17 protein-coding genes and 1 tRNA gene are annotated in these 18478 nt (G+C 69.2%); 14 read left to right on the top strand and 4 right to left on the bottom strand.

Annotation, left to right across the window (positions count from 1 at the left end; genetic code table 11):
• Positions 1–4: 4 nt before the first annotated feature.
• The 13 genes from ABT352_RS38560 (at position 5) to ABT352_RS38500 (ending at position 11478) form a co-directional block, all read left to right on the top strand.
• Positions 5–943, top strand: a complete 939-nt coding sequence (locus tag ABT352_RS38560; protein WP_350950001.1) for a nucleoside triphosphate pyrophosphohydrolase — start codon at positions 5–7, stop codon at positions 941–943.
• 575 nt (positions 944–1518) lie between these two features.
• Positions 1519–2796 carry a phosphopyruvate hydratase gene (eno, locus tag ABT352_RS38555; protein ID WP_350950000.1) on the top strand — a complete coding sequence of 426 codons (1278 nt, stop codon included), beginning with the start codon at positions 1519–1521 and terminating at the stop codon, positions 2794–2796.
• 88 nt (positions 2797–2884) lie between these two features.
• The gene (locus ABT352_RS38550) at positions 2885–3295 is read left to right on the top strand and encodes an FtsB family cell division protein (protein ID WP_350949999.1); all 411 of its coding nucleotides are present in this window, start codon (positions 2885–2887) and stop codon (positions 3293–3295) included.
• 41 nt (positions 3296–3336) lie between these two features.
• Positions 3337–3885, top strand: coding sequence for a DUF501 domain-containing protein (locus ABT352_RS38545; RefSeq protein WP_350949998.1), 549 nt, complete (start codon positions 3337–3339; stop codon positions 3883–3885).
• Positions 3882–4841, top strand: a complete 960-nt coding sequence (locus ABT352_RS38540) for a Ppx/GppA phosphatase family protein (protein WP_350949997.1) — start codon at positions 3882–3884, stop codon at positions 4839–4841. Before ABT352_RS38545 ends, ABT352_RS38540 begins: the two co-directional genes overlap by 4 nt.
• A gap of 168 nt (positions 4842–5009) precedes the next feature.
• Positions 5010–6173, top strand: a complete 1164-nt coding sequence (locus ABT352_RS38535) for a hypothetical protein (RefSeq protein WP_350949996.1) — start codon at positions 5010–5012, stop codon at positions 6171–6173.
• A gap of 282 nt (positions 6174–6455) precedes the next feature.
• Positions 6456–7256: a uracil-DNA glycosylase gene (locus ABT352_RS38530; RefSeq protein ID WP_350949995.1), complete on the top strand. Its 801-nt coding sequence runs from the start codon at positions 6456–6458 to the stop codon at positions 7254–7256.
• A 169-nt stretch (positions 7257–7425) separates the two neighbouring features.
• Positions 7426–8742: an NAD(P)/FAD-dependent oxidoreductase gene (locus ABT352_RS38525; RefSeq protein ID WP_350949994.1), complete on the top strand. Its 1317-nt coding sequence runs from the start codon at positions 7426–7428 to the stop codon at positions 8740–8742.
• Between the two features lie 241 nt (positions 8743–8983).
• Positions 8984–9056, top strand: a tRNA-Leu gene (locus ABT352_RS38520).
• Between the two features lie 212 nt (positions 9057–9268).
• Positions 9269–9652: a winged helix-turn-helix transcriptional regulator gene (locus tag ABT352_RS38515; protein WP_350949993.1), complete on the top strand. Its 384-nt coding sequence runs from the start codon at positions 9269–9271 to the stop codon at positions 9650–9652.
• Positions 9653–9799: 147 nt separating this feature from the next.
• On the top strand, positions 9800–10585 hold the full coding sequence (locus tag ABT352_RS38510; RefSeq protein WP_350949992.1) for a Bax inhibitor-1/YccA family protein: 786 nt from the start codon (positions 9800–9802) through the stop codon (positions 10583–10585).
• 186 nt (positions 10586–10771) lie between these two features.
• The gene (locus ABT352_RS38505; protein ID WP_350950018.1) at positions 10772–10999 is read left to right on the top strand and encodes a DUF4287 domain-containing protein; all 228 of its coding nucleotides are present in this window, start codon (positions 10772–10774) and stop codon (positions 10997–10999) included.
• Positions 11000–11067: 68 nt separating this feature from the next.
• A complete protein-coding gene (locus tag ABT352_RS38500; RefSeq protein ID WP_350949991.1) occupies positions 11068–11478 on the top strand; it encodes a PPOX class F420-dependent oxidoreductase in 411 nt (136 codons plus the stop codon).
• Between the two features lie 103 nt (positions 11479–11581).
• Here the strand turns inward: ABT352_RS38500 and ABT352_RS38495 are convergent, their stop codons facing one another.
• The 3 genes from ABT352_RS38495 to ABT352_RS38485 all read right to left on the bottom strand — a co-directional run bounded on the left by ABT352_RS38495 (position 11582) and on the right by ABT352_RS38485 (position 15357).
• Complete coding sequence (locus ABT352_RS38495) at positions 11582–12802, bottom strand: acetyl-CoA C-acetyltransferase (RefSeq protein ID WP_350949990.1); 1221 nt, start codon at positions 12800–12802, stop codon at positions 11582–11584.
• A gap of 177 nt (positions 12803–12979) precedes the next feature.
• Positions 12980–14323, bottom strand: coding sequence for an outer membrane protein assembly factor BamB family protein (locus ABT352_RS38490; protein ID WP_350949989.1), 1344 nt, complete (start codon positions 14321–14323; stop codon positions 12980–12982).
• 59 nt (positions 14324–14382) lie between these two features.
• Positions 14383–15357: an SGNH/GDSL hydrolase family protein gene (locus ABT352_RS38485; protein ID WP_350949988.1), complete on the bottom strand. Its 975-nt coding sequence runs from the start codon at positions 15355–15357 to the stop codon at positions 14383–14385.
• 134 nt (positions 15358–15491) lie between these two features.
• Here ABT352_RS38485 and ABT352_RS38480 point away from each other — a divergent pair, with 134 nt between their 5' ends.
• Positions 15492–16862 carry a cystathionine beta-synthase gene (locus ABT352_RS38480; protein WP_350949987.1) on the top strand — a complete coding sequence of 457 codons (1371 nt, stop codon included), beginning with the start codon at positions 15492–15494 and terminating at the stop codon, positions 16860–16862.
• Positions 16863–16886: 24 nt separating this feature from the next.
• Here ABT352_RS38480 and ABT352_RS38475 read toward each other — a convergent pair whose 3' ends face one another.
• The gene (locus ABT352_RS38475) at positions 16887–18182 is read right to left on the bottom strand and encodes a sensor histidine kinase (RefSeq protein WP_350949986.1); all 1296 of its coding nucleotides are present in this window, start codon (positions 18180–18182) and stop codon (positions 16887–16889) included.
• Between the last annotated feature and the right edge of the window lie 296 nt (positions 18183–18478).

Genomic DNA, 18478 nt, shown 5'->3' with positions numbered 1-18478 from the left:
CGGCATGTCGCTGATCGTCGTCACCACCTCGCCCCGGGTCGCTCCCGGGCTGCTCAGCCGCCGCGCGTGGCAGGTCCTTGAGGAGGGCCCGGTGCGCACCGGGTCCGCCGACCACCCGCACCTGCCCTACCTGGCGGAGGCGGGGGTCGAGGTCGAGGTGGTCGTCTGCGACCCGGCCGCGCTGGTCCGCGAGGCCGTCTCGGGGACCGTCGTGTGGCTGGAGGCCGACGAGGCGCTGATGCGCTCCATCGGCCACGCCGCGGTGGTGCTCGACGACCCGCCGGTGATCGAGGTCGTGCCGGGCTCGTACGACCTGCCGGGCGCGCGACTGCTCGACCTGGTCTCGGTGATGGACCGGCTCCGGGTCGAATGCCCGTGGGACGCCCGCCAGACCCACGAGTCCCTCGCCCCGTACCTCATCGAGGAGGCCTACGAGGTCCTGGAGACGATCGAGGAGGGCGACCGCGCGGCGCTGCGCGAGGAACTGGGCGACCTGCTCCTGCAGGTCGCCTTCCACGCGCGGGTCGCCGCGGAGGGACCGGAAGGGTTCGACGTCGACGACGTGGCCGAGGGCATCGTCGCCAAACTCGTCCGCCGGCACCCGCACGTCTTCGCCGACACCCGGGTCGAGGGCGCCGGAGAGGTCAGCGCCAACTGGGAGACCATCAAGGCCGCCGAGCGCGCGGCCAAGAACGGCGGCGACCCCGGTTCGGTCGTCGACGGCGTCCCAATGGGCCAGCCGGCGCTCTCTCTTGTCGCGCAGCTCCTGCGCCGCGCCGAGGGCGTCGGAGCCCCGACGACCCTTCCCGAGGGGGTACCCGCCGACGGTCTGGGGGCGAGGCTCTTCGAGCTCGTACGGCAGGCTCAGGCGGCCGGAATCGACCCTGAGGCGGAACTGCGGGCCGTGGCGCGTGCCTATAAGCGACGCTTCGCGTCGCGGTGAGAAGTGTTGTCGGCGACGCTGCTACATGGCGACGCTGACGCGTCGCGGTTCGGCCGCTCTTACCCGGCTCCTTCCCTCGTCGAGGAAGATCGCTCGTTCCTCACGACCTCCCTCTCCTCAGTCCAGTCGCCGGCGCGGCCTCACCGGTTTGTTGGCGACGCTGACGCGTCGCGGTTCGGCCGCTTTTGTCCGGCTCCTTCCCTCGTCGGGGAAGGTCGCTCGTTCCTCACGACCTTCCTCTCCTCAGTCCAGTCGCCGGCGCGGCCTCACGGGTAGTCCCGCGAGGAAAGGCGGGTTGGGCATGTCCTCAGGGGGCCTTGGGGATGTTCCCGGGGTTTCTGGGGATGTGGCGGTGAGGCCATTCGGCGGCGGTTGCCCCGATCGAGTCAGACGTGTTCTTGGGGCGGTTCTTGGTGAGGTGGAGATGGGCGGGGTCTGAGGTGGGGGTGGGGTGTGTTGGGAGGTTTGTATGGAAATTGCGCGAACATTGTTCGGCGGTGGCCCGGTCGCCGTGTCGGTATGGGGATCTCGATAGGCTTCCGAGGCAAACTGTCCTGCGACTTTAGGAGCGCTTCGTGGCTTCCATCGAGGGCGTTACCGCCCGAGAGATCCTTGACTCCCGGGGCAACCCGACGGTTGAGGTCGACATCCTCCTGGACGACGGCAGCCAGGGGCGCGCCGCGGTTCCCAGCGGCGCGTCCACCGGCCAGTTCGAGGCCGTCGAGCTGCGTGACGGCGACGAGCGCTACGGCGGCAAGGGTGTCGAGAAGGCCGTTCTCGGTGTGACCGACGAGATCGCCGACGAGATCCTCGGGTTCGACGCCGCCGAGCAGCGCAGCATCGACCAGGTGATGATCGACCTCGACGGCACGCCCAACAAGGCCCGCCTGGGCGCCAACGCGATCCTGGGTGTCTCGCTCGCCGCGGCCAAGGCCGCCGCGGAGAGCGCCGAGCTGCCGCTCTTCCGCTACCTCGGCGGTCCGAACGCGCACGTGCTGCCGGTGCCGATGATGAACATCCTGAACGGCGGCGCGCACGCCGACAGCAACGTCGACATCCAGGAGTTCATGATCGCCCCGATCGGGGCGGAGACGTTCCGCGAGGCCGTGCGGATGGGCACCGAGGTCTACCACGCCCTCAAGTCGGTCCTCAAGGAGAAGGGGTACGCCACCGGCCTCGGCGACGAGGGCGGCTTCGCGCCGAGCCTGCCCTCCAACCGTGACGCGCTCGACCTGATCCTGGTCGCCATCGAGAAGGCCGGATACGTCGCGGGCGAGGACATCGGGCTCGCCCTGGACGTGGCCGCCTCCGAGTTCCACTCGGACGGCGTCTACACCATCGACGGCAAGGGCCTGTCGGCGACCGAGCTGATCGCCTTCTACGAGGATCTGGTCGCCAACTACCCGCTGGTCTCCATCGAGGACCCGCTGGACGAGAGCGACTGGGAGGGCTGGAACGCCATCACCCGCGCCCTGGGGGACAAGGTCCAGCTGGTCGGCGACGACCTGTTCGTGACGAACCCCGAGCGTCTGGGCCGCGGCATCGCCGAGGGCACCGCGAACGCGCTGCTGGTCAAGGTGAACCAGATCGGCACGCTGACCGAGACCCTCGACGCCGTGGACCTGGCCCACCGCAGCGGTTACCGCTGCATGATGAGCCACCGCTCGGGCGAGACCGAGGACACCACGATCGCCGACCTCGCGGTGGCCACCAACTGCGGCCAGATCAAGACCGGCGCCCCGGCCCGCTCCGACCGGGTGGCCAAGTACAACCAGTTGCTCCGCATCGAGGAGCTTCTGGACGACGCGGCCCGTTACGCGGGTCGCGCCGCGTTCCCGCGCTTCCGGCGGTAGTTTTCTGCTGGCGGCTCGCGCCCGGATCCGGGCGCGAGCCACACCGCGGACGAGCGTCGATACGGAGCGTGGAGACGGAGGGGGACGCATGGCGGCACGACCACAGTTGACGGGACGGGCCGCGGTGCTCGCGATCGTGGTGTGCGCGATCGCGATGAGCCTCGCCTACCCCATCAGGGAGTACGTCGCCCAGCGCCGCCAGATCGCCCAGCTGGAGCAGGAGAAGGCGAGGGAGATCGCCGCGATCAAGGCCCTGGACGACCGCTCCAAGCAGCTCCTCGACCCGGGCTTCATCAAGCGGCAGGGCAGGGAGCGCCTCTTCTACTGCGATCCGGGGCAGAAGTGCTACGTCGTCATGGGAGACTCCCCCTCGACGGGCAAGGGCACGACCGGTGAGCGCAAGGCCGTCGCCAGGCCGCCGTGGTACGAGACGCTGTGGGACTCGGTGAAGGCCGCCGACAGCGGCGGGGGACAGAAGGCGGCCAAGTCCGCCGGGTGACGCCGATACCCTGGTTGTCGTCTTTCAGGGGGGGTCCACGAATGGTTGACGACCGCGACGTGGCGGCGGTGGAGCGACAGCTCGGCCGGACGCCGCGAGGACTGCGGAGGGTGGCGCATCGCTGCCCGTGCGGGCTTCCCGACGTCGTCGAGACCGCCCCGAGGCTGCCCGACGGATCGCCCTTCCCGACCCTGTTCTACCTCACCTGCCCCAGGGCCGCCTCGGCCATCGGCAGGCTGGAGACCTCGGGGATGATGCGGGACATGCAGGCCAGGCTCGCCGAGGATCCGAAGCTGGCCGAGGCGTACCGGGCCGCGCACGACGACTATGTGGCGCGTCGTGACAGGGCGGCCGCCGAGGAGGGCCTGGAGCCGCTGCCCCGCGACATGCAGAGCACCGGGGGCATGCCGACCCGGGTCAAGTGCCTGCACGCCCTGGTCGGGCACGAACTCGCGGTGCCGGGCGGCAACCCCTTCGGCCGCGAGGCCCTCGACGCGCTCGGCGACTGGTGGTCCGCCGGGCCGTGCGTCGACCAGTCCGTAGCCCCGTGTGCCGAGGCCGTGGCACCGACCTCGAAGGAGACCGAGTGATCCGCGTCGCCGCGATCGACTGTGGCACCAACTCCGTCCGTCTGCTCGTCGCCGACGTCGGCAGGGACAGGCTGATCGACCTGGAGCGCCGGATGGAGATCGTCCGGTTGGGTCAGGGGGTCGACAGGACCGGCAGGCTGGCGCCGGAGGCCCTGGAGCGTACGTTCGCCGCCATGCGCGGCTACGCGGGGCTCATCGACGGGCTCGGGGCCTCCTCGGTCCGTGTGGTCGCCACCAGCGCGACGAGGGACGCCGCCAACCGGCAGGACTTCGTGGACGGCGTACGCGACATCTTCGGCGTGGAGCCCGAGGTGATCACCGGTGCGGAGGAGGCGGAGCTGTCGTTCGCCGGGGCGACCCGCGATCTGGTGCGCTTCTCCGAGGAGACGGGCCTGCCCGCCCCCGAGGGCACCCGCCCGCCGTACCTCGTGGTCGACATCGGTGGCGGCTCGACCGAGTTCGTGCTCGGCTCGACGCACGTGGAGGCCGCGCTCTCGGTCGACATCGGGTGCGTCCGGCTGACCGAGCGCCACCTGCGCGACGCGGGCGACCCTCCGTCGGCGGAGGCGGTCGAGGCGATGACCGCCGACATCGACGACGCGCTCGACCGGGTCGCGGCCGAGGTGCCCGTGGAGCGGGCGCTGACGATGGTCGGGCTCGCGGGATCCGTGACCACCGTCGCGGGAATAGCGCTTGATCTGCCGGAATACGATCCGAAGAAAATTCATCATTCGCGAATTTCCGCAGGTCAGGTGCATGACGTTGCCAAGCGCTTGCTTGGAATGACCGTTGAACGGCGGGGTGCGATTCCCCTCATGCACCCGGGAAGGGTCGACGTGATCGGGGCGGGGGCGCTCATCCTGGACCGAATAGTGACCCGCTACGGCTTCGGAGACGTGGTCGCCAGCGAGCACGACATCCTCGATGGCATCGCGTGGTCGATTGCTGACTCGTAGCGAGATCTAGACAATTAACCCGTTTAGGGAGTATTGAGGAAAGCTTCCCGTTTATGGTTAGGTAAAGAAGCTTTAGTGAGGCTTTGCCGTAGGGCCCGGCGCAACTGTTGTCGGGGCGGCAACCGTCTCCCGAGCAATCTTGCTTCCCAACGAACGGAGCATCCCCTCATGAAGTCCGGACTAGCCACCAAGCTAGCCGCAGCAGGAGCCAGCGCGGCCATGCTGGCGACGATGGCAGTAGGCATGCTGGCCACGCCCGCAGCGGCGGCCAGTGGTTCGAGCCAGGCGGGTACGGTGGCCTCGGCCGCCGGCAAGCCGAAGCCGGCCGTCTCTGTCGGAACCCCCAAGGCATCGCCCTCGAAGTACAAGGGTGAGTGCCCCGTCGGCGTTACCTTCTCCTCGAAGATCAAGGTGAAGGCCGTCAAGAGCAAGACCACGGTCGCCTACCGGTGGCTGCACGGTGACGGCTCGAAGAGCAAGGTGAAGTCCTTCACCTTCCGCGGCAAGGGCGTCAAGAGCTTCACGGTCAAGGAGAAGGCCACCTTCAAGGGCAACGTCAAGGGCTGGCAGGCCATTCAGGTCCTGTCCCCGCGTGGCGCCACCTCCGCGAAGGGCAAGTTCTCGGTCACCTGTGGCTCCAACGGCGACAAGGAAGAGGTCGTCGTTCCTCGCCGCGTCGACGCCGACGCGTGGGTCGACGAGGGCAACTGCCAGGCTGCCCTGATCGGTCGCATCACCGCGACCGGTACCCGCTGGGTGCACTACCGCTGGGTCGTCAACGGCGAGGTGGTCGACCGTGACACCGTGCGCGTCAACGGCTCGCGCAAGGTCGTCCACGTGATCAAGCCCGGTGAGAACTTCAGGGGCTGGGCCGTGCTGCAGGTCGTCGGCCCGGTGAAGGCGTCCTCCAACCGCGTCCACTTCAAGATCTGGTGCAAGGACACGTCGCCGAAGGTCTGGGCGTCCGTGGACGGTCCGTCCTTCTACGCGGGCACCTGCCCGACGACCCGCACCTTCACCGGCACGATCGGCGCGAGCGGCCGTACCACCGTGAAGTACCGCTGGATCAGCGACGGTGTGGCGGGCGACTGGAAGTACGCCCACTTCAGCGGCTACGGCTCGCAGAGCCAGAGCGTGTCCGACAGCTGGACCGCCTCTGCCTCCGGTGAGTCCAAGCGTGCGATCGAGATCTACGGTGGCCCGACCACCGGCACCGCGGTCGGCAAGGTCTTCTGCAAGCACCCGCCGAAGCCGACCCCGACGCCGACGCCGACCGTGACCCCCACCCCCACTCCCACTCCCACCCCGACCGTCACCGAGACCGCTGGCTGAGAACGTCGAGGACACGGTAGGTCGGGGTAGCGCGCCCGGCGGCTGACGCCGGGCCGTGTCCCGAGTGAAACAGGCGGCGCCCGCACCCAGCGGGCGCCGCTTCTCGTTTCCCGCGCCGTCTTCCGGCTTCCCCGAGGCGGGAGGCGGGCCGGGCGCTCCCGTGCGGGCGTGAGTCGAGTGCTCCCGTGCCGGACGCCGTGAGGGCGTGAACCGGGTGGTCTCGCGTGCCGGGCGTCGCGAGCGTGGACCCGGCACTCTCGCGTGTCGGGCACCATCGAGGACATGAGCTACGTTCCTCCCGGATCCGGCTGGCCCGGTGACCCCGCCCAGCCCGGCACCCCCGTCGCCCACGACTCCGCCGAAGTGCGGAAACTCGCGGGGGAGAGCCGTACCCTCGCGGAGCTCACGGCCGCGCAGTCGGTCTGCCGGGCCTGCCCGCGCCTGGTGGAGTGGCGCGAGGAGGTGGCGACGGTGCGAAGGCGGGCGTTCGCGGAGGAGACCTACTGGGGCCGGCCCATCGCGGGATGGGGTGACGAGAGGCCCGAGGTCCTCATCGTCGGGCTCGCCCCGGCGGCGCACGGCGGCAACAGGACCGGAAGGATCTTCACCGGAGACCGCAGCGGCGACTGGCTGTTCGCCTCGCTGTACCGGACGGGCCTGGCCGTAAAGGAGACGAGCCTTCGCGCGGACGACGGCCAGCGGCTCGTCGGCGCGCGGATGGTGGCCGCGGTCCGGTGCGCACCGCCCGCCAACAAGCCCGAGCCCGCCGAGCGGGCCGCCTGCCTGCCCTGGCTCTCCCGCGAGGTCGCCCTGGTCTCGGCGGAGATACGGGTGGTCGTCGCGCTGGGTGGCTTCGCCTGGCAGGCGATCTGGCCCGCGCTGAGGGACGCCGGGTACGCCCTGCCGCGGCCGAGACCGCCCTTCGGGCACGGCGCCGAGGTGGAGATCACCTCTCCCCGGGGAAATCCCGCGCACCTTCTCGGCTGCTATCACCCCAGTCAGCAGAACACCTTCACCGGCAGGGTGACCGCACAGATGCTCGACGATCTCTTCAGCAGGGCGAACGCGCTACGGGGCTTGTGAAGTCGATCACAAAGAGAAGATTGATCGGAATTCTGCTGAGAAGAGTGATGTTTCTAGCTGATGACGGAAATTAGAGCCGGCTTGCCAGATGGGCGGCTGGTGCGACGGGAAGCGTGAGCGTATCCTTGTGAAAGGTTTCACAAGCCTCGAAGCTAAGGACAGTGTCGAAGTGAACCGCAACTCCAAGCACATCGTGGTCGTGGGTGGAGGCTATGTCGGCCTCTACACCGTGCTGCGCCTGCAGCACACCCTCCGCAGGGAGCTCCGCGATGGAAGCGTGCGCATCACCGTCCTGACCCCCGAATCCCACATGACCTACCAGCCGTTCCTCCCCGAGGCCGCCGCGGGAAACCTCTCGCCCCGGCACGTCGTCGTCCCGCTCCGCCGCGTGCTCTCGAAGGCGACGATCCTCAACGGCAAGGTCTCCAAGGTCAACCACGCGGCCAAGACCGTCACCTTCGCCCCCAACGTCGGCACCCCGCACGAGATCGACTACGACATCGTGGTGATGGCCGCCGGGTCGATCTCCCGTACGCTCCCCATCCCCGGCCTGGCCGACGCCGCGATCGGTTTCAAGACGGTCGGCGAGGCGATCGCGCTGCGCAACCGGGTGCTCGAACTCCTCGACCGGGCCGAGAGCGACGACGACGAGGCCCTGCGCAGGCGTGCCCTGACGTTCGTCGTGGTCGGCGGGGGTTTCGCCGGCGTCGAGGCGCTGGCCGAGCTGGAGGACATGGCGGTCGACGCCACCCGCTACTACCGCAACATCTCCCGCGAGGACATGCGCTGGATCCTCGTCGAGGCCACCGACCGCATCCTCCCCGAGGTGGGCCCCGAGATGGGTGCGTGGACCGCCGAGCAGCTGCGTGAGCGCGGCATCGAGGTCAAGATGAACACCCGCCTCGATTCCTGCGAGGGCGGCCTGGTCAAGCTCTCCGACGGCGACGAGTTCGAGTCGGCCACCATCGTGTGGACCGCCGGGGTGAAGCCGAGCCCGGTCGTCAACGCCGGAGACCTGCCCCTCGACGAGCGAGGCAGGATCAAGACGACCGCCCGTCTCACCGTGGTCGGCGTCGAGGACGCCTACTCGGCGGGAGACGTGGCCGGGGTGCCCGACCTGACCAACCCCGGCCAGTACTGCGCGCCCAACGCGCAGCACGCCGTACGGCAGGCCAAGGTCCTCGCGGACAACATCACCCGGAGCCTGCGCGGGCAGGAGCTGGTCGACTACCGGCACAGGTACGTCGGCTCCGTCGCCGGGCTCGGCCTGCACAAGGGGGTCGCCAACGTCTACGGGATCAAGTTGCGCGGGCTCGCCGCGTGGTTCATGCACCGCACCTACCACCTGTCGCGGGTTCCCACCTTCAACCGCAAGGTCCGGGTGACGGCCGACTGGACCCTGGCGCTCTTCTTCAAGCGCGAGACCGTCTCTCTCGGAGAGATCGAGGAACCGCGCACGGAGTTCCGCGCCGCGGCGAGCAACTGAACGCCCGAAGGGCGAACAGACTCCGAGTGTGAACCGGACGTCCGAACCCGGAGAGTGAACGGAACTCCCGAACCCGGAGGTGGCCGACGAGGCCCACCTCCGGGTTCGCCGTTCCCGGCGATGTGCTATTCCTTGACCGGGTCCCCCGAAGGCGGGACGATCCATAAGATTCTCAGCGGAAGTGATGCGACGGTTGCCTTGAGCAGTTACGCATGAGTGGTCCGTTACGTATGATTACGGCGCCCCCGTAGCCCAATGGCAGAGGCAAACCCCTTAAAAGGGTTCGAGTGAGGGTTCGAGTCCCTCCGGGGGCACTCATGATGATCTGCGGAACAAGGCCCACGACCAGTGAAAACGTGGTCGCGGGTCTTTTCGTGTTATCCGGCTCCGTGTGACCCGTGCCGAACGGTCGGGAGTACCCCTCCCAAATGTGCTCGCAAAACTTTTGGAGTTACATAACTGTGATCATTCTCCGTAGAGTGCCGAGGGCCGGGATTCGATGTATCCCTGGTATAAAATAGTAACCATGAGTAGCGAGGCGAACCTGGAGTCCGTGCTGGGGGCGAACGGGGTCGCCCGGCAGTTGATCGGTCATATCGGGGACAAGTGGTCCCTGCTGGTGATCGCGGCGCTGGGGCACGAGGCCCAGCGCTTCTCCCGGCTCAAGGCGCGGATCGAGGGGATCAACCAGCGCATGCTGACCCGGACGCTACGGGCCCTGGAGCGTGACGGCATCGTCGAGCGCAACGTCTACCCGACCTCGCCGCCCACGGTGGAGTACGTGCTCACCAGGATGGGGCGCGACCTGTCGGTGGCCGTGACCGGCATCTGCGAGTGGGCGCGCCGCAATCTCGAAGAGGTCGAGGCGTCGCAGCGGCTCTTCGACGAGCGAGCGGCAAGACAGACGTGAGGCCCGGGAACCGAAGGCGCCACCTGTTCGTTGGCACCATCGGCGGTAGCCGTACGGTCGCCTGGACAACATGGATATCAGCACGATACGGCCGTGTGACAACCGATCTAATACGCTGATCGCGTAGGTCGCAGCGTGGAGGCAGCGATGGAGAGCAAGAACCCCGTATTCAGTCGGCAGGCCAAGGGCCAGCAGCAAGGTTGGGGCATGCCGACCCCCACCCCTGACCAGCTTCAGGGCATGTACAACACGCCGTCGTACGCGCCGCCCGCACAGCGGACGATGACGATCGACGACGTGGTCGTGCGTGGTTTCATCACGCTTGGCACGCTTGTCGTCTCGGCGGCGGTCGCCTGGGTGCTCAACCTCGGCATGGTCGCGGCGATCGCCGGTGTCATCGTCGGTCTGATCCTCGCCCTGGTCATCTCGTTCAAGTCCAGCACCAACCCCGTTCTGATCCTCGGCTACTCGGTCGCCTACGGTGTCGCCGTCGGTGTGATCAGCCACGTCTACAACGATCTGTACAGCGGCATCGTCTTCCAGGCGGTGGTCGGTACGGCTCTGGCCTTCGCCGCCATGCTGACCGTTTACTCGCTGCGCATCATCCGCGTGACGCCGAAGTTCACCAAGTTCGTCGTGGCCGCCGGGCTGGGCCTGATGGGTCTCATGCTCATCAACCTGGTCGCCGGGTTCTTCATCGAGGACGGCATCGGCATCCGGTCGGGCGGCCCGCTGGCCTACGTGTTCAGCATCGCCACGATCCTCATCGGCTGCTTCTTCCTCCTCCTCGACTTCGACCAGGTCGAGCAGGGCGTGCGGAACGGAGCCCCGGAGAAGTACTCGTGGCTGATGGCCTTCGGCCTCACCGTCACCCTGGTCTGGATCTACCTGGAGATCCTGCGCCTGCTGAGCTACTTCTCGAGTAGCGACTGACGACAGCACGGAGAGGGCCCCGCCGGACGCGTTCCGGCGGGGCCCTCTCGTTTTTCCGGCGACGGACGAGTGAACGGAAGGCAAAGGGGGATGGACGAACCGCGAAGGAAGAGAGCATCTCAGGGCTTGCTATCTGGGCTTTCGTGATGCACTGTCGAGCAAAGGAGCCTATCCGTGGAGGTGCCCATGTCGTTGAACCACTCGATGGAGACGCAGAGCAAGCTGATCGCCAGGGTTCCGGACATCACCGGACGTGCACTCCCAGAGTGGTTTCAAGCCATCGACAACGGCCCGTCGTTCCTTCGCTGTGACGAGCGGGCCACCTGGCTCGCCAACGAGCACGGGCTGACCCACGGCTACGCCGCGGCCATCGTGCACGAGCACGAGCGGCACCGCCGTACCCGCCACCTGTAAGCCGTCCATCTCCGTGAAGCCCGCGCCGCTCCGGTGGTGCGGGCTTCGGCGTGGGTCATGATGGAGTCATGGATCATGACAAGGCGCGCGGGTTCATCCGCGCCAACCACCGAGCGGTCATGCTGACCTCACACGCCGACGGCCGTCCGCAACTCTCCCCGGTCACCGTGGGGCTCGACGCGGAGGGGAACGCGATCGTCAGCACCAGGGAGACGGCGGCGAAGGTACGCAACCTCCGCAGGAATCCGCAGGTCTCGCTCTGCGTGACGACCGACGCCTTCTTCGGTGAGTGGATCCAGATCGACGGCGTCGCGGAGATCGTCTCCCTGCCCGAGGCGATGGATCTCCTGGTCGGCTATTACCGTGACATCTCCGGCGAGCACCCGGACTGGGACGACTACCGGGCCGCGATGGAGCGGGAGCGGCGGGTGATCCTGAGGATCGCGATCACCCGAGCCGGCCCCGACGTGCACGGCTGACCGCGTCCCGGACACACCCCGGCCGCGCTCGCCCGGCCGGGGCGCCCCGCGTCGGGAGATCCCCCGGTACGCGGTGCCCCGACGACACCGCGCCCGGCCGGGTTCAGCTGAGGCGTTCCAGGACCATCGCCATGCCCTGACCGCCGCCGACGCACATGGTCTCCAGGCCGATCGACCTGTCGTGGAAGGCGAGGCTGTTGATCAGCGTGGAGGTGATGCGGGCGCCGGTCATCCCGAAGGGGTGCCCGACCGCGATGGCGCCGCCGTTGACGTTGAGCCGGTCGATGTCGATCCCCAGGTCCTGGTAGGACGGGATGACCTGGGCGGCGAACGCCTCGTTGATCTCGACGAGGTCCACGTCGCCGATGGCCATGCCCGCCCTGGCCAGGGCCTGCTTCGAGGCCTCGACCGGGCCCAGGCCCATGATCTCGGGGGACAGGCCGGTCACCCCGGTGGAGACGATCCGGGCGAGCGGGGTGATGCCGAGTTCGGCGGCTCGGGTGTCGCTCATCACGATCACGGCGGCGGCGCCGTCGTTCAGCGGGCAGCAGTTGCCCGCGGTGACCGTGCCGTCGGGCCGGAAGACCGGCTTGAGCGCCGAGACCGCCTCGTAGGTGGTCCCCGCCCGAGGGCCGTCGTCCTTGCTCACCACGGTCCCGTCGGGCAGGGTGACCGGGGTGATGTCCTTCTCCCAGAAGCCGTTGGCGATGGCCTTCTCCGCCAGGTTCTGGGAGCGGACACCGAACTCGTCCTGCTCCTGCCGGGAGACGCCTTTCAGCCCGGCGAGGTTCTCCGCCGTCTGGCCCATCGCCACGTAGACGTCGGGCATCAGGCCGTCCTCGCGCGGGTCGTGCCAGACTCCCCTGCCGCCCTCCGCGGCACTCGCCGAGCGGGCCTGGGCGTCGAGGAAGAGCGGGTTCGTCGTGTCGGGCAGCGAGTCCGAGCTGCCCTTGGCGAAGCGGGAGACGCACTCCACGCCCGCGGAGACGAACACGTCCCCCTCGCCCGCCCTGATCGCGTGCAGGGCCATCCGGGTGGTCTGCAGCGAGGACGAGCAGTAGCGGGTCACGGTGGTGCCCGGCACGCCGTCCAGGCCGAGCAGGGTGGCGACCACACGACCCATGTTGAAGCCCTGCTCGCCGCCCGGCAGGCCGCAGCCCAGCATGAGGTCGTCGATCGTGGTCGGGTCGAGCTGGGGGACCTTGGCGAGCGCGGCCTGGATGATCTGTACGGTCAGGTCGTCGGGGCGGATGTCCTTGAGGGACCCCTTGAAGGCGCGTCCGATGGGCGAGCGCGCGGTCGCGACGATGACTGCCTCGGGCATGTGGCTCTCCTGGGTTGATGTCTGCTCCTCCTGCGGAGCGTACCGCGCGGTATGCCCAAAACCGCGCCCAGGGGCGTTGAAACAGAACTTTGTACGGGGAGCGCGAGGCCCCTTCCCGACCGGAGGAAGGGGCCCGGTCGCCCTGTCGGTGACGGGTGACGGCGGTACGGCCGGATGTCAGCCGTACATGCCGGGGGAGGTGCCGTCGCCGTCCCTGATCCCGTGCAGAGCGCCCTTCTCGTCGCGCCACATCCGCCAGCCGTTCTGACTGCCGGTGAACCAGAGGGGCGGGGCGCCCGAGCCGGACACCCGCTTGCCGTCGGCCAGCCTGTACTCGCACAGCGAGGCCACCGAGTAGAAACCGGGGTTCTGGCCCTTGAGCGCGAGCGGCTTGGGGTCGGTCACGCAGAAGGACCAGGCGCGCTCGTCCTTGACGTCGGCCGCGCGGGCGGTGGGAAGGTCGAAGGCGCTACCCGGCTCGCCGTGCCGCAGGAAGCCGACCTTCTCCATGCGAGGCGGGAAGGCGAGCCACCAGCCCGCCTCGGGCACCTGATCGGCGGAGATCTGGCCGAGCACCCGGCCGCTCCCCGCCTCCAGTCTGGCGAACCCGCCGTACCGGCCCTCCTGGTCGACCGGGCGGACCACCGGGGCGAAGCCGGGACTGCCGCTGGGATAGACGCGGACCACCGACGGGCGCATCCAGTTGACCGTGCCGTCGGAGAGCTTGACGGAGAACAGGCCGAAGGCGGAGACCTTGCTCGTCTTCGGATTGGTGTAGGGGGCGACGTATCCGACGAGGTTTCCCGCCGTCGCGCCGAAGGACCAGCCTCCCGACAGGTCGACTCCGGCGCCGAGGGGCTGCTCGACGGGGAGCCGCCAGACGGCCTTGCCGGTCTTGAGGTCGTGCGCCTCCAGCACGGGGTGGCGGGCCAGACGGAGGAACACCACGCGCGAGGCGTCGGACCACTCGGCCTCGGCGATGCCGGGGATCTTCCACATGGCCTTGCCGGTGGCCGGATCGAGGACGACGACGCGGGCGCTCGCGAGCGCGGTGTTCTCGGACACGCACACGAACGCCCCGCACCGCTGCGGGCCGAAGGTGGAGTGCACCGGGCGACGCCACCTGCGGGCCCCGGTCCTGGCGTCCAGGCCGACGAGCGTGGCCTTCCAGCGGCCCCGTCTGGCGGGGTCGATCGTCACCGCGACGGTCTGTCCGGTGGAGGTCTCGACGATCGCGGGGGCGGGCACCCCCATGCCCGGCAGGCGGCCCGCCATGGTCGAGGGGTGAGCCCACAGCTTCCTGCCCGTGGCGAGGTCGAGGGCGACCGTCTCCAGCGTGCCGTCGGGCTTCATGGAGGTCGTCGTGGCGACGCCACCGGCGGCGGTGGTGCGGCTGACCGCGTTCACCTCGGTGTTGTGCCAGGTGGGATGGTCGGGGGTGGCCGCTTCAGTGCCGGAGCAGCCGCCCAGGGTCAAAGCTCCGGCGAGCACCAGGGCCGGTTTCGCGAGGGGCCGGATCACGGGTATTCCACTCCAATGCGGGCGAGGCGTTACGGCTTCGCAGCGGAGGGTGACCGTGTTCAGGCGTCGTTGGGCCGCATCCACGGCCTTCGGCCGAGTATGGTCACCCACCGTCCGTGAGGTCCGGTCGCTCGCCCGGCGACACGGGTCGCGGAGACCTCGGCGCCGGGCTCCTCCGCGGCCTTGGCCGCCGCGAGGTAGATCGACTCAGTGCGCCGGACCCGGGGCTCGGGCCAGAGTTCCAACGCACTGCATACGGAAGGTAGCACCGCGTAAGCGATCTGGAGATAGCCTTGGGTAGATGGGTGAAAACGATCAAGGCCGAACATCTCCGTGGGGTTCGTGTCGAACTCCGGCCCCAGCAGGTCGGCGAAGGCCACCGTCCGCCCACCCGCCTCGACCACGGCGACGGTCTGCGCGGCGGCGAGCTGGCGGCTCCATCGCCGCGTCACCCAGCGCAGAGGCTGTGCGATCGGCCGGACCGTGCCCAGGTCGGGGCAGGTGCCCACGACCACCTCCGCCCCCGCCTTCCGCAGCCGTTCGACCGCCTTGCGCAGGTGCCGTACGGCGTGGGCGGGCCTGCTCTGCGAGGTGACGTCGTTCGCCCCGATGAAGATGACCGCGATCTCGGGCCTGGCCTTCAACGCCTTGTCCACCTGCTCGCCCAGCTCCGCGGAGGTCGCTCCCGACCTGCCCGTCACGGTGAGCCGCACCGGCCGCTCGGCGATCACGGCCAGCCCGTTCGCGATCAGCACGGCGGGTGTCTCCGCGGGTTCCGAGGTGCCCAGGCCGACGGAGGTGGAGTCGCCGAGCATGACCATCCTGACGGGCTCGCCGTCGAAGGCCCCGTACACCCCGTCCGAAGGCGGTCCCTCCATGCCGTGCGGGCGGCCGACGGTGCGGCGGGCCACCAGCGCCTCGGCCAGTAGCAGGCCGTAGGTCGCCGCGCCGAGCGCGGTGAGGCCCCCTCCGCCCAGGGCGGCCGCCGCGGCGACGCGGCGGGCGACTCGCGCCGTACCCGGTGTCCAGCTCACGTGGCGTCGCTCCCTCCGTACGGGGCGGTAGCGTTGCCTTTGGTGACACAGCCGAGTCCCTGCCACCCCTACGGGGATCGCGGCGATTACGACAACAAGCCGACCGAGCTTTGGTATTTCGAGGTGATATCCCGGTGCGCGTACATGACTCGCTTGTCGAACTGATGGGCAACACCCCTCTCGTCCGACTGAACAAGGTGACAGAGGGCATTTCCGCCCAAGTGCTGGCGAAGGTGGAGTATTTCAACCCTGGAGGGTCGGTGAAGGACCGCATCGCGGTCCGGATGATCGACGCCGCCGAGCAGTCGGGAGAGTTGCGTCCCGGGGGCACGATCGTGGAGCCCACCTCGGGTAACACCGGGATCGGCCTCGCCATCGTGGCCCAGCAGCGGGGATATCGCTGCCTGTTCGTGGTGCCCGACAAGGTGGCCCAGGACAAGATCTCGGTTCTGCGCGCCTACGGTGCCGAGGTCGTGGTCTGCCCGACGGCGGTCTCCCCCGACCACCCCGACTCCTACTACTCGGTCTCCGACCGGCTGGCCAGGGAGACGCCGAACGCCTGGAAGCCCGACCAGTACTCCAACCCGCGCAACACCGAGAGCCACTACCACTCCACAGGGCCGGAGATCTGGGACCAGACGGAGGGCAGGATCACCCACTTCGTGGCGGGCGTCGGCACCGGGGGCACGATCAGCGGCACCGGCCGTTACCTCAAGGAGGTCTCCGGCGGCCGGGTCAAGATCATCGGAGCCGACCCCGAGGGTTCCGTCTACTCAGGCGGCACCGGGCGGCCGTACCTGGTGGAGGGCGTCGGCGAGGACATCTGGCCGGCCAACTACGACACCACGATCTGCGACGAGGTCATCGCGATCTCCGACAAGGACTCCTTCACCATGACCCGCCGCCTGGCCCGTGAGGAGGCGCTGCTGGTGGGCGGCTCCTGCGGGATGGCGACGGTCGCGGCGCTGCGCGTGGCCGAGCGGGCCGGGCCGGACGACGTGATCGTGGTGCTGCTGCCCGACGGCGGACGTGGTTACCTGTCGAAGATCTTCAACGACGAGTGGATGGCCGACTACGGCTTCCTCACCACCTCCAGTGAGGAGGGCCTGGTCAAGGACGTGCTGACCCAGAAGAGCTCCGGCATGCCGGAGTTCGTGCACACCCACCCGCACGAGTCGGTCGACACGGCCATCTCGATCATGCGCGAGTACGGGGTGTCGCAGCTTCCGGTGATGAAGGAGGAGCCGCCGGTCATGGCCGCCGAGGTGGTCGGCTCGATCCTGGAGCGCGATCTGCTCGACGCCCTGTACCGGGGCCGGGTGCGGCCGACCGACCCGCTGGCCGCCCACATGTCGCAGCCGCTGCCGACGATCGGCGCGGGGGAGCCGGTCTCCATCGCCGTCGAGGCACTGGAGAAGGCCGACGCCGCGGTCGTCCTCGACGACGGCAAGCCCGTCGGCCTGATCACCCGGCAGGACCTGCTCGCCTTCCTCGCCAGCCACTAGCCCGTTCTTCAGGGGAGGGCGGGGTCAGAGGGGAAACTCCGCCGTCACCTCCCAGGCCCCGGAGCGGGTGGGGCCGGCCAGCAGACGGCCGCCGAGAGCCTCGACGCGCTCGGCCATGCCCACCAGGCCGAACCCGCCGCCGAGGCGGGCGACCCTGACGTCGGCCAACGAGCCGTAGTTGCGCACCCGCAGCCGCACGGCGCCCCCGGTGGGTGAGGCGCCTTCGCGAGGCGGGGGGCCCGCCGGGGCGGAGGCGGTACGCCGGGCCCGCGGGTCCTGGTCGTTCCCCGTCTTCACGCGTACGCTCTCGGCCCAGGCGCGCAGGTCGGAGCCGTCGGTGAGCTTCAGGTCCGCCTCGACCCAGTCGGTGCCGGGGGCGTGCCTGCGGACGTTGGTCAACGACTCCTGAAGGACCCGGTGGAGGGTGGTCATCACCTCCGGGGCGACGGTGCCCTCGGCGATGCCCTGGCCGATGTCGAAGGTGACCTGGGGGCCCGCGGCGGAGAAACGCTCGACCATCGTGCGCATGTCCATGAGCGTGCTGCCCGGTGAGCGGGCGGCCCCGTCCTCCGCGCGCAGCACGCTGACCAGGCGGCGCATCGAGGTGAGCGCGTCGGCCCCCGCGTTCGCGATCGCCTCCAGGGAGGGGACCACGGCCTCGGGTTTCTGCTCGGCGACGACCTTGGCGGCCTGGGCCTGCACCACGATCCCGGTGATGTGGTGGGCGACCAGGTCGTGCAGCTCCCTGGCCAGCTCCAGGCGTTCGGACCGCCGTACCGTGTCGACGGCCTCCCTGCGGCGCTCCAGCTGGAAGCGGAGGTAGGCGCCGATACCGGCGGCGCAGGACCAGCAGACGAAGAGCAGGAAGCCCGAGGCCGTCGCCGGTTCCCCGCTCATGAAGTTCAGGCGGACGGAGGAGGTTTCGAGCACGATCATCGTCGCCAGGGAGAACAGCGCGGCCCGCCGCACCGGCTCGATCGCGCGCAGCCCGCCGACGGTGAGGACCAGCAGCGACCCGATCTCGGCCACGCCGGGACTGCCGTCGCCGTCGGTGATCCCGATGATCAGGGACGACAGGAACGACACCGTCAGCAGGGTGACGAGCCCGCCGACCCGCCGGCGGCGGCGTCGCGCCACCGCCACGACGCCCACCAGGCCGCACACGGGGCTCAGCAGCATCGCCGGGTTGAGGCCGCCCCTCGACGACATGATGGCCGAGACCACCATCACGTCGATCAGCAGGAGCAGGACGAGCCAACCGATCAAAGCGATCTCGCTGAGTCTTTTGACCCAGTAGATCAGCCGGTTCGTCTCTCCCACGGTCCCCGAGCCTAAGCCTCGCGGAGGAGTGGTCATATCGGCCGTTCGGCCGAATCGTTCCCCGGGGAACCGGTCCTTCAGCGGAAGCGGCGCGGGGAACTCGTCGCCGATGCTTGAGAGGTCGAAGGGGGAAAGAGATGACCATCATCGGGATAGTGCTCCTGTTCGCCGGGCTCGTGGTCGGTGCGGCCTTGACGCTCGCCGACCCGGTCCTGCTCTCGCGGATCGGCGGGGAGCGCGCGGAATAGCGGCGGGGCCGTAGGTGGTGGTTTCGGCTGCCCTGAGGCACCCGCCGC

It is taken from the genome of Streptosporangium sp. NPDC000563, from assembly GCF_040299985.1.
Lineage (GTDB): Bacteria > Actinomycetota > Actinomycetes > Streptosporangiales > Streptosporangiaceae > Streptosporangium.
Note: the sequence above shows the minus strand (reverse complement) of the source record. Positions and strands in the feature narration are given on the sequence as shown.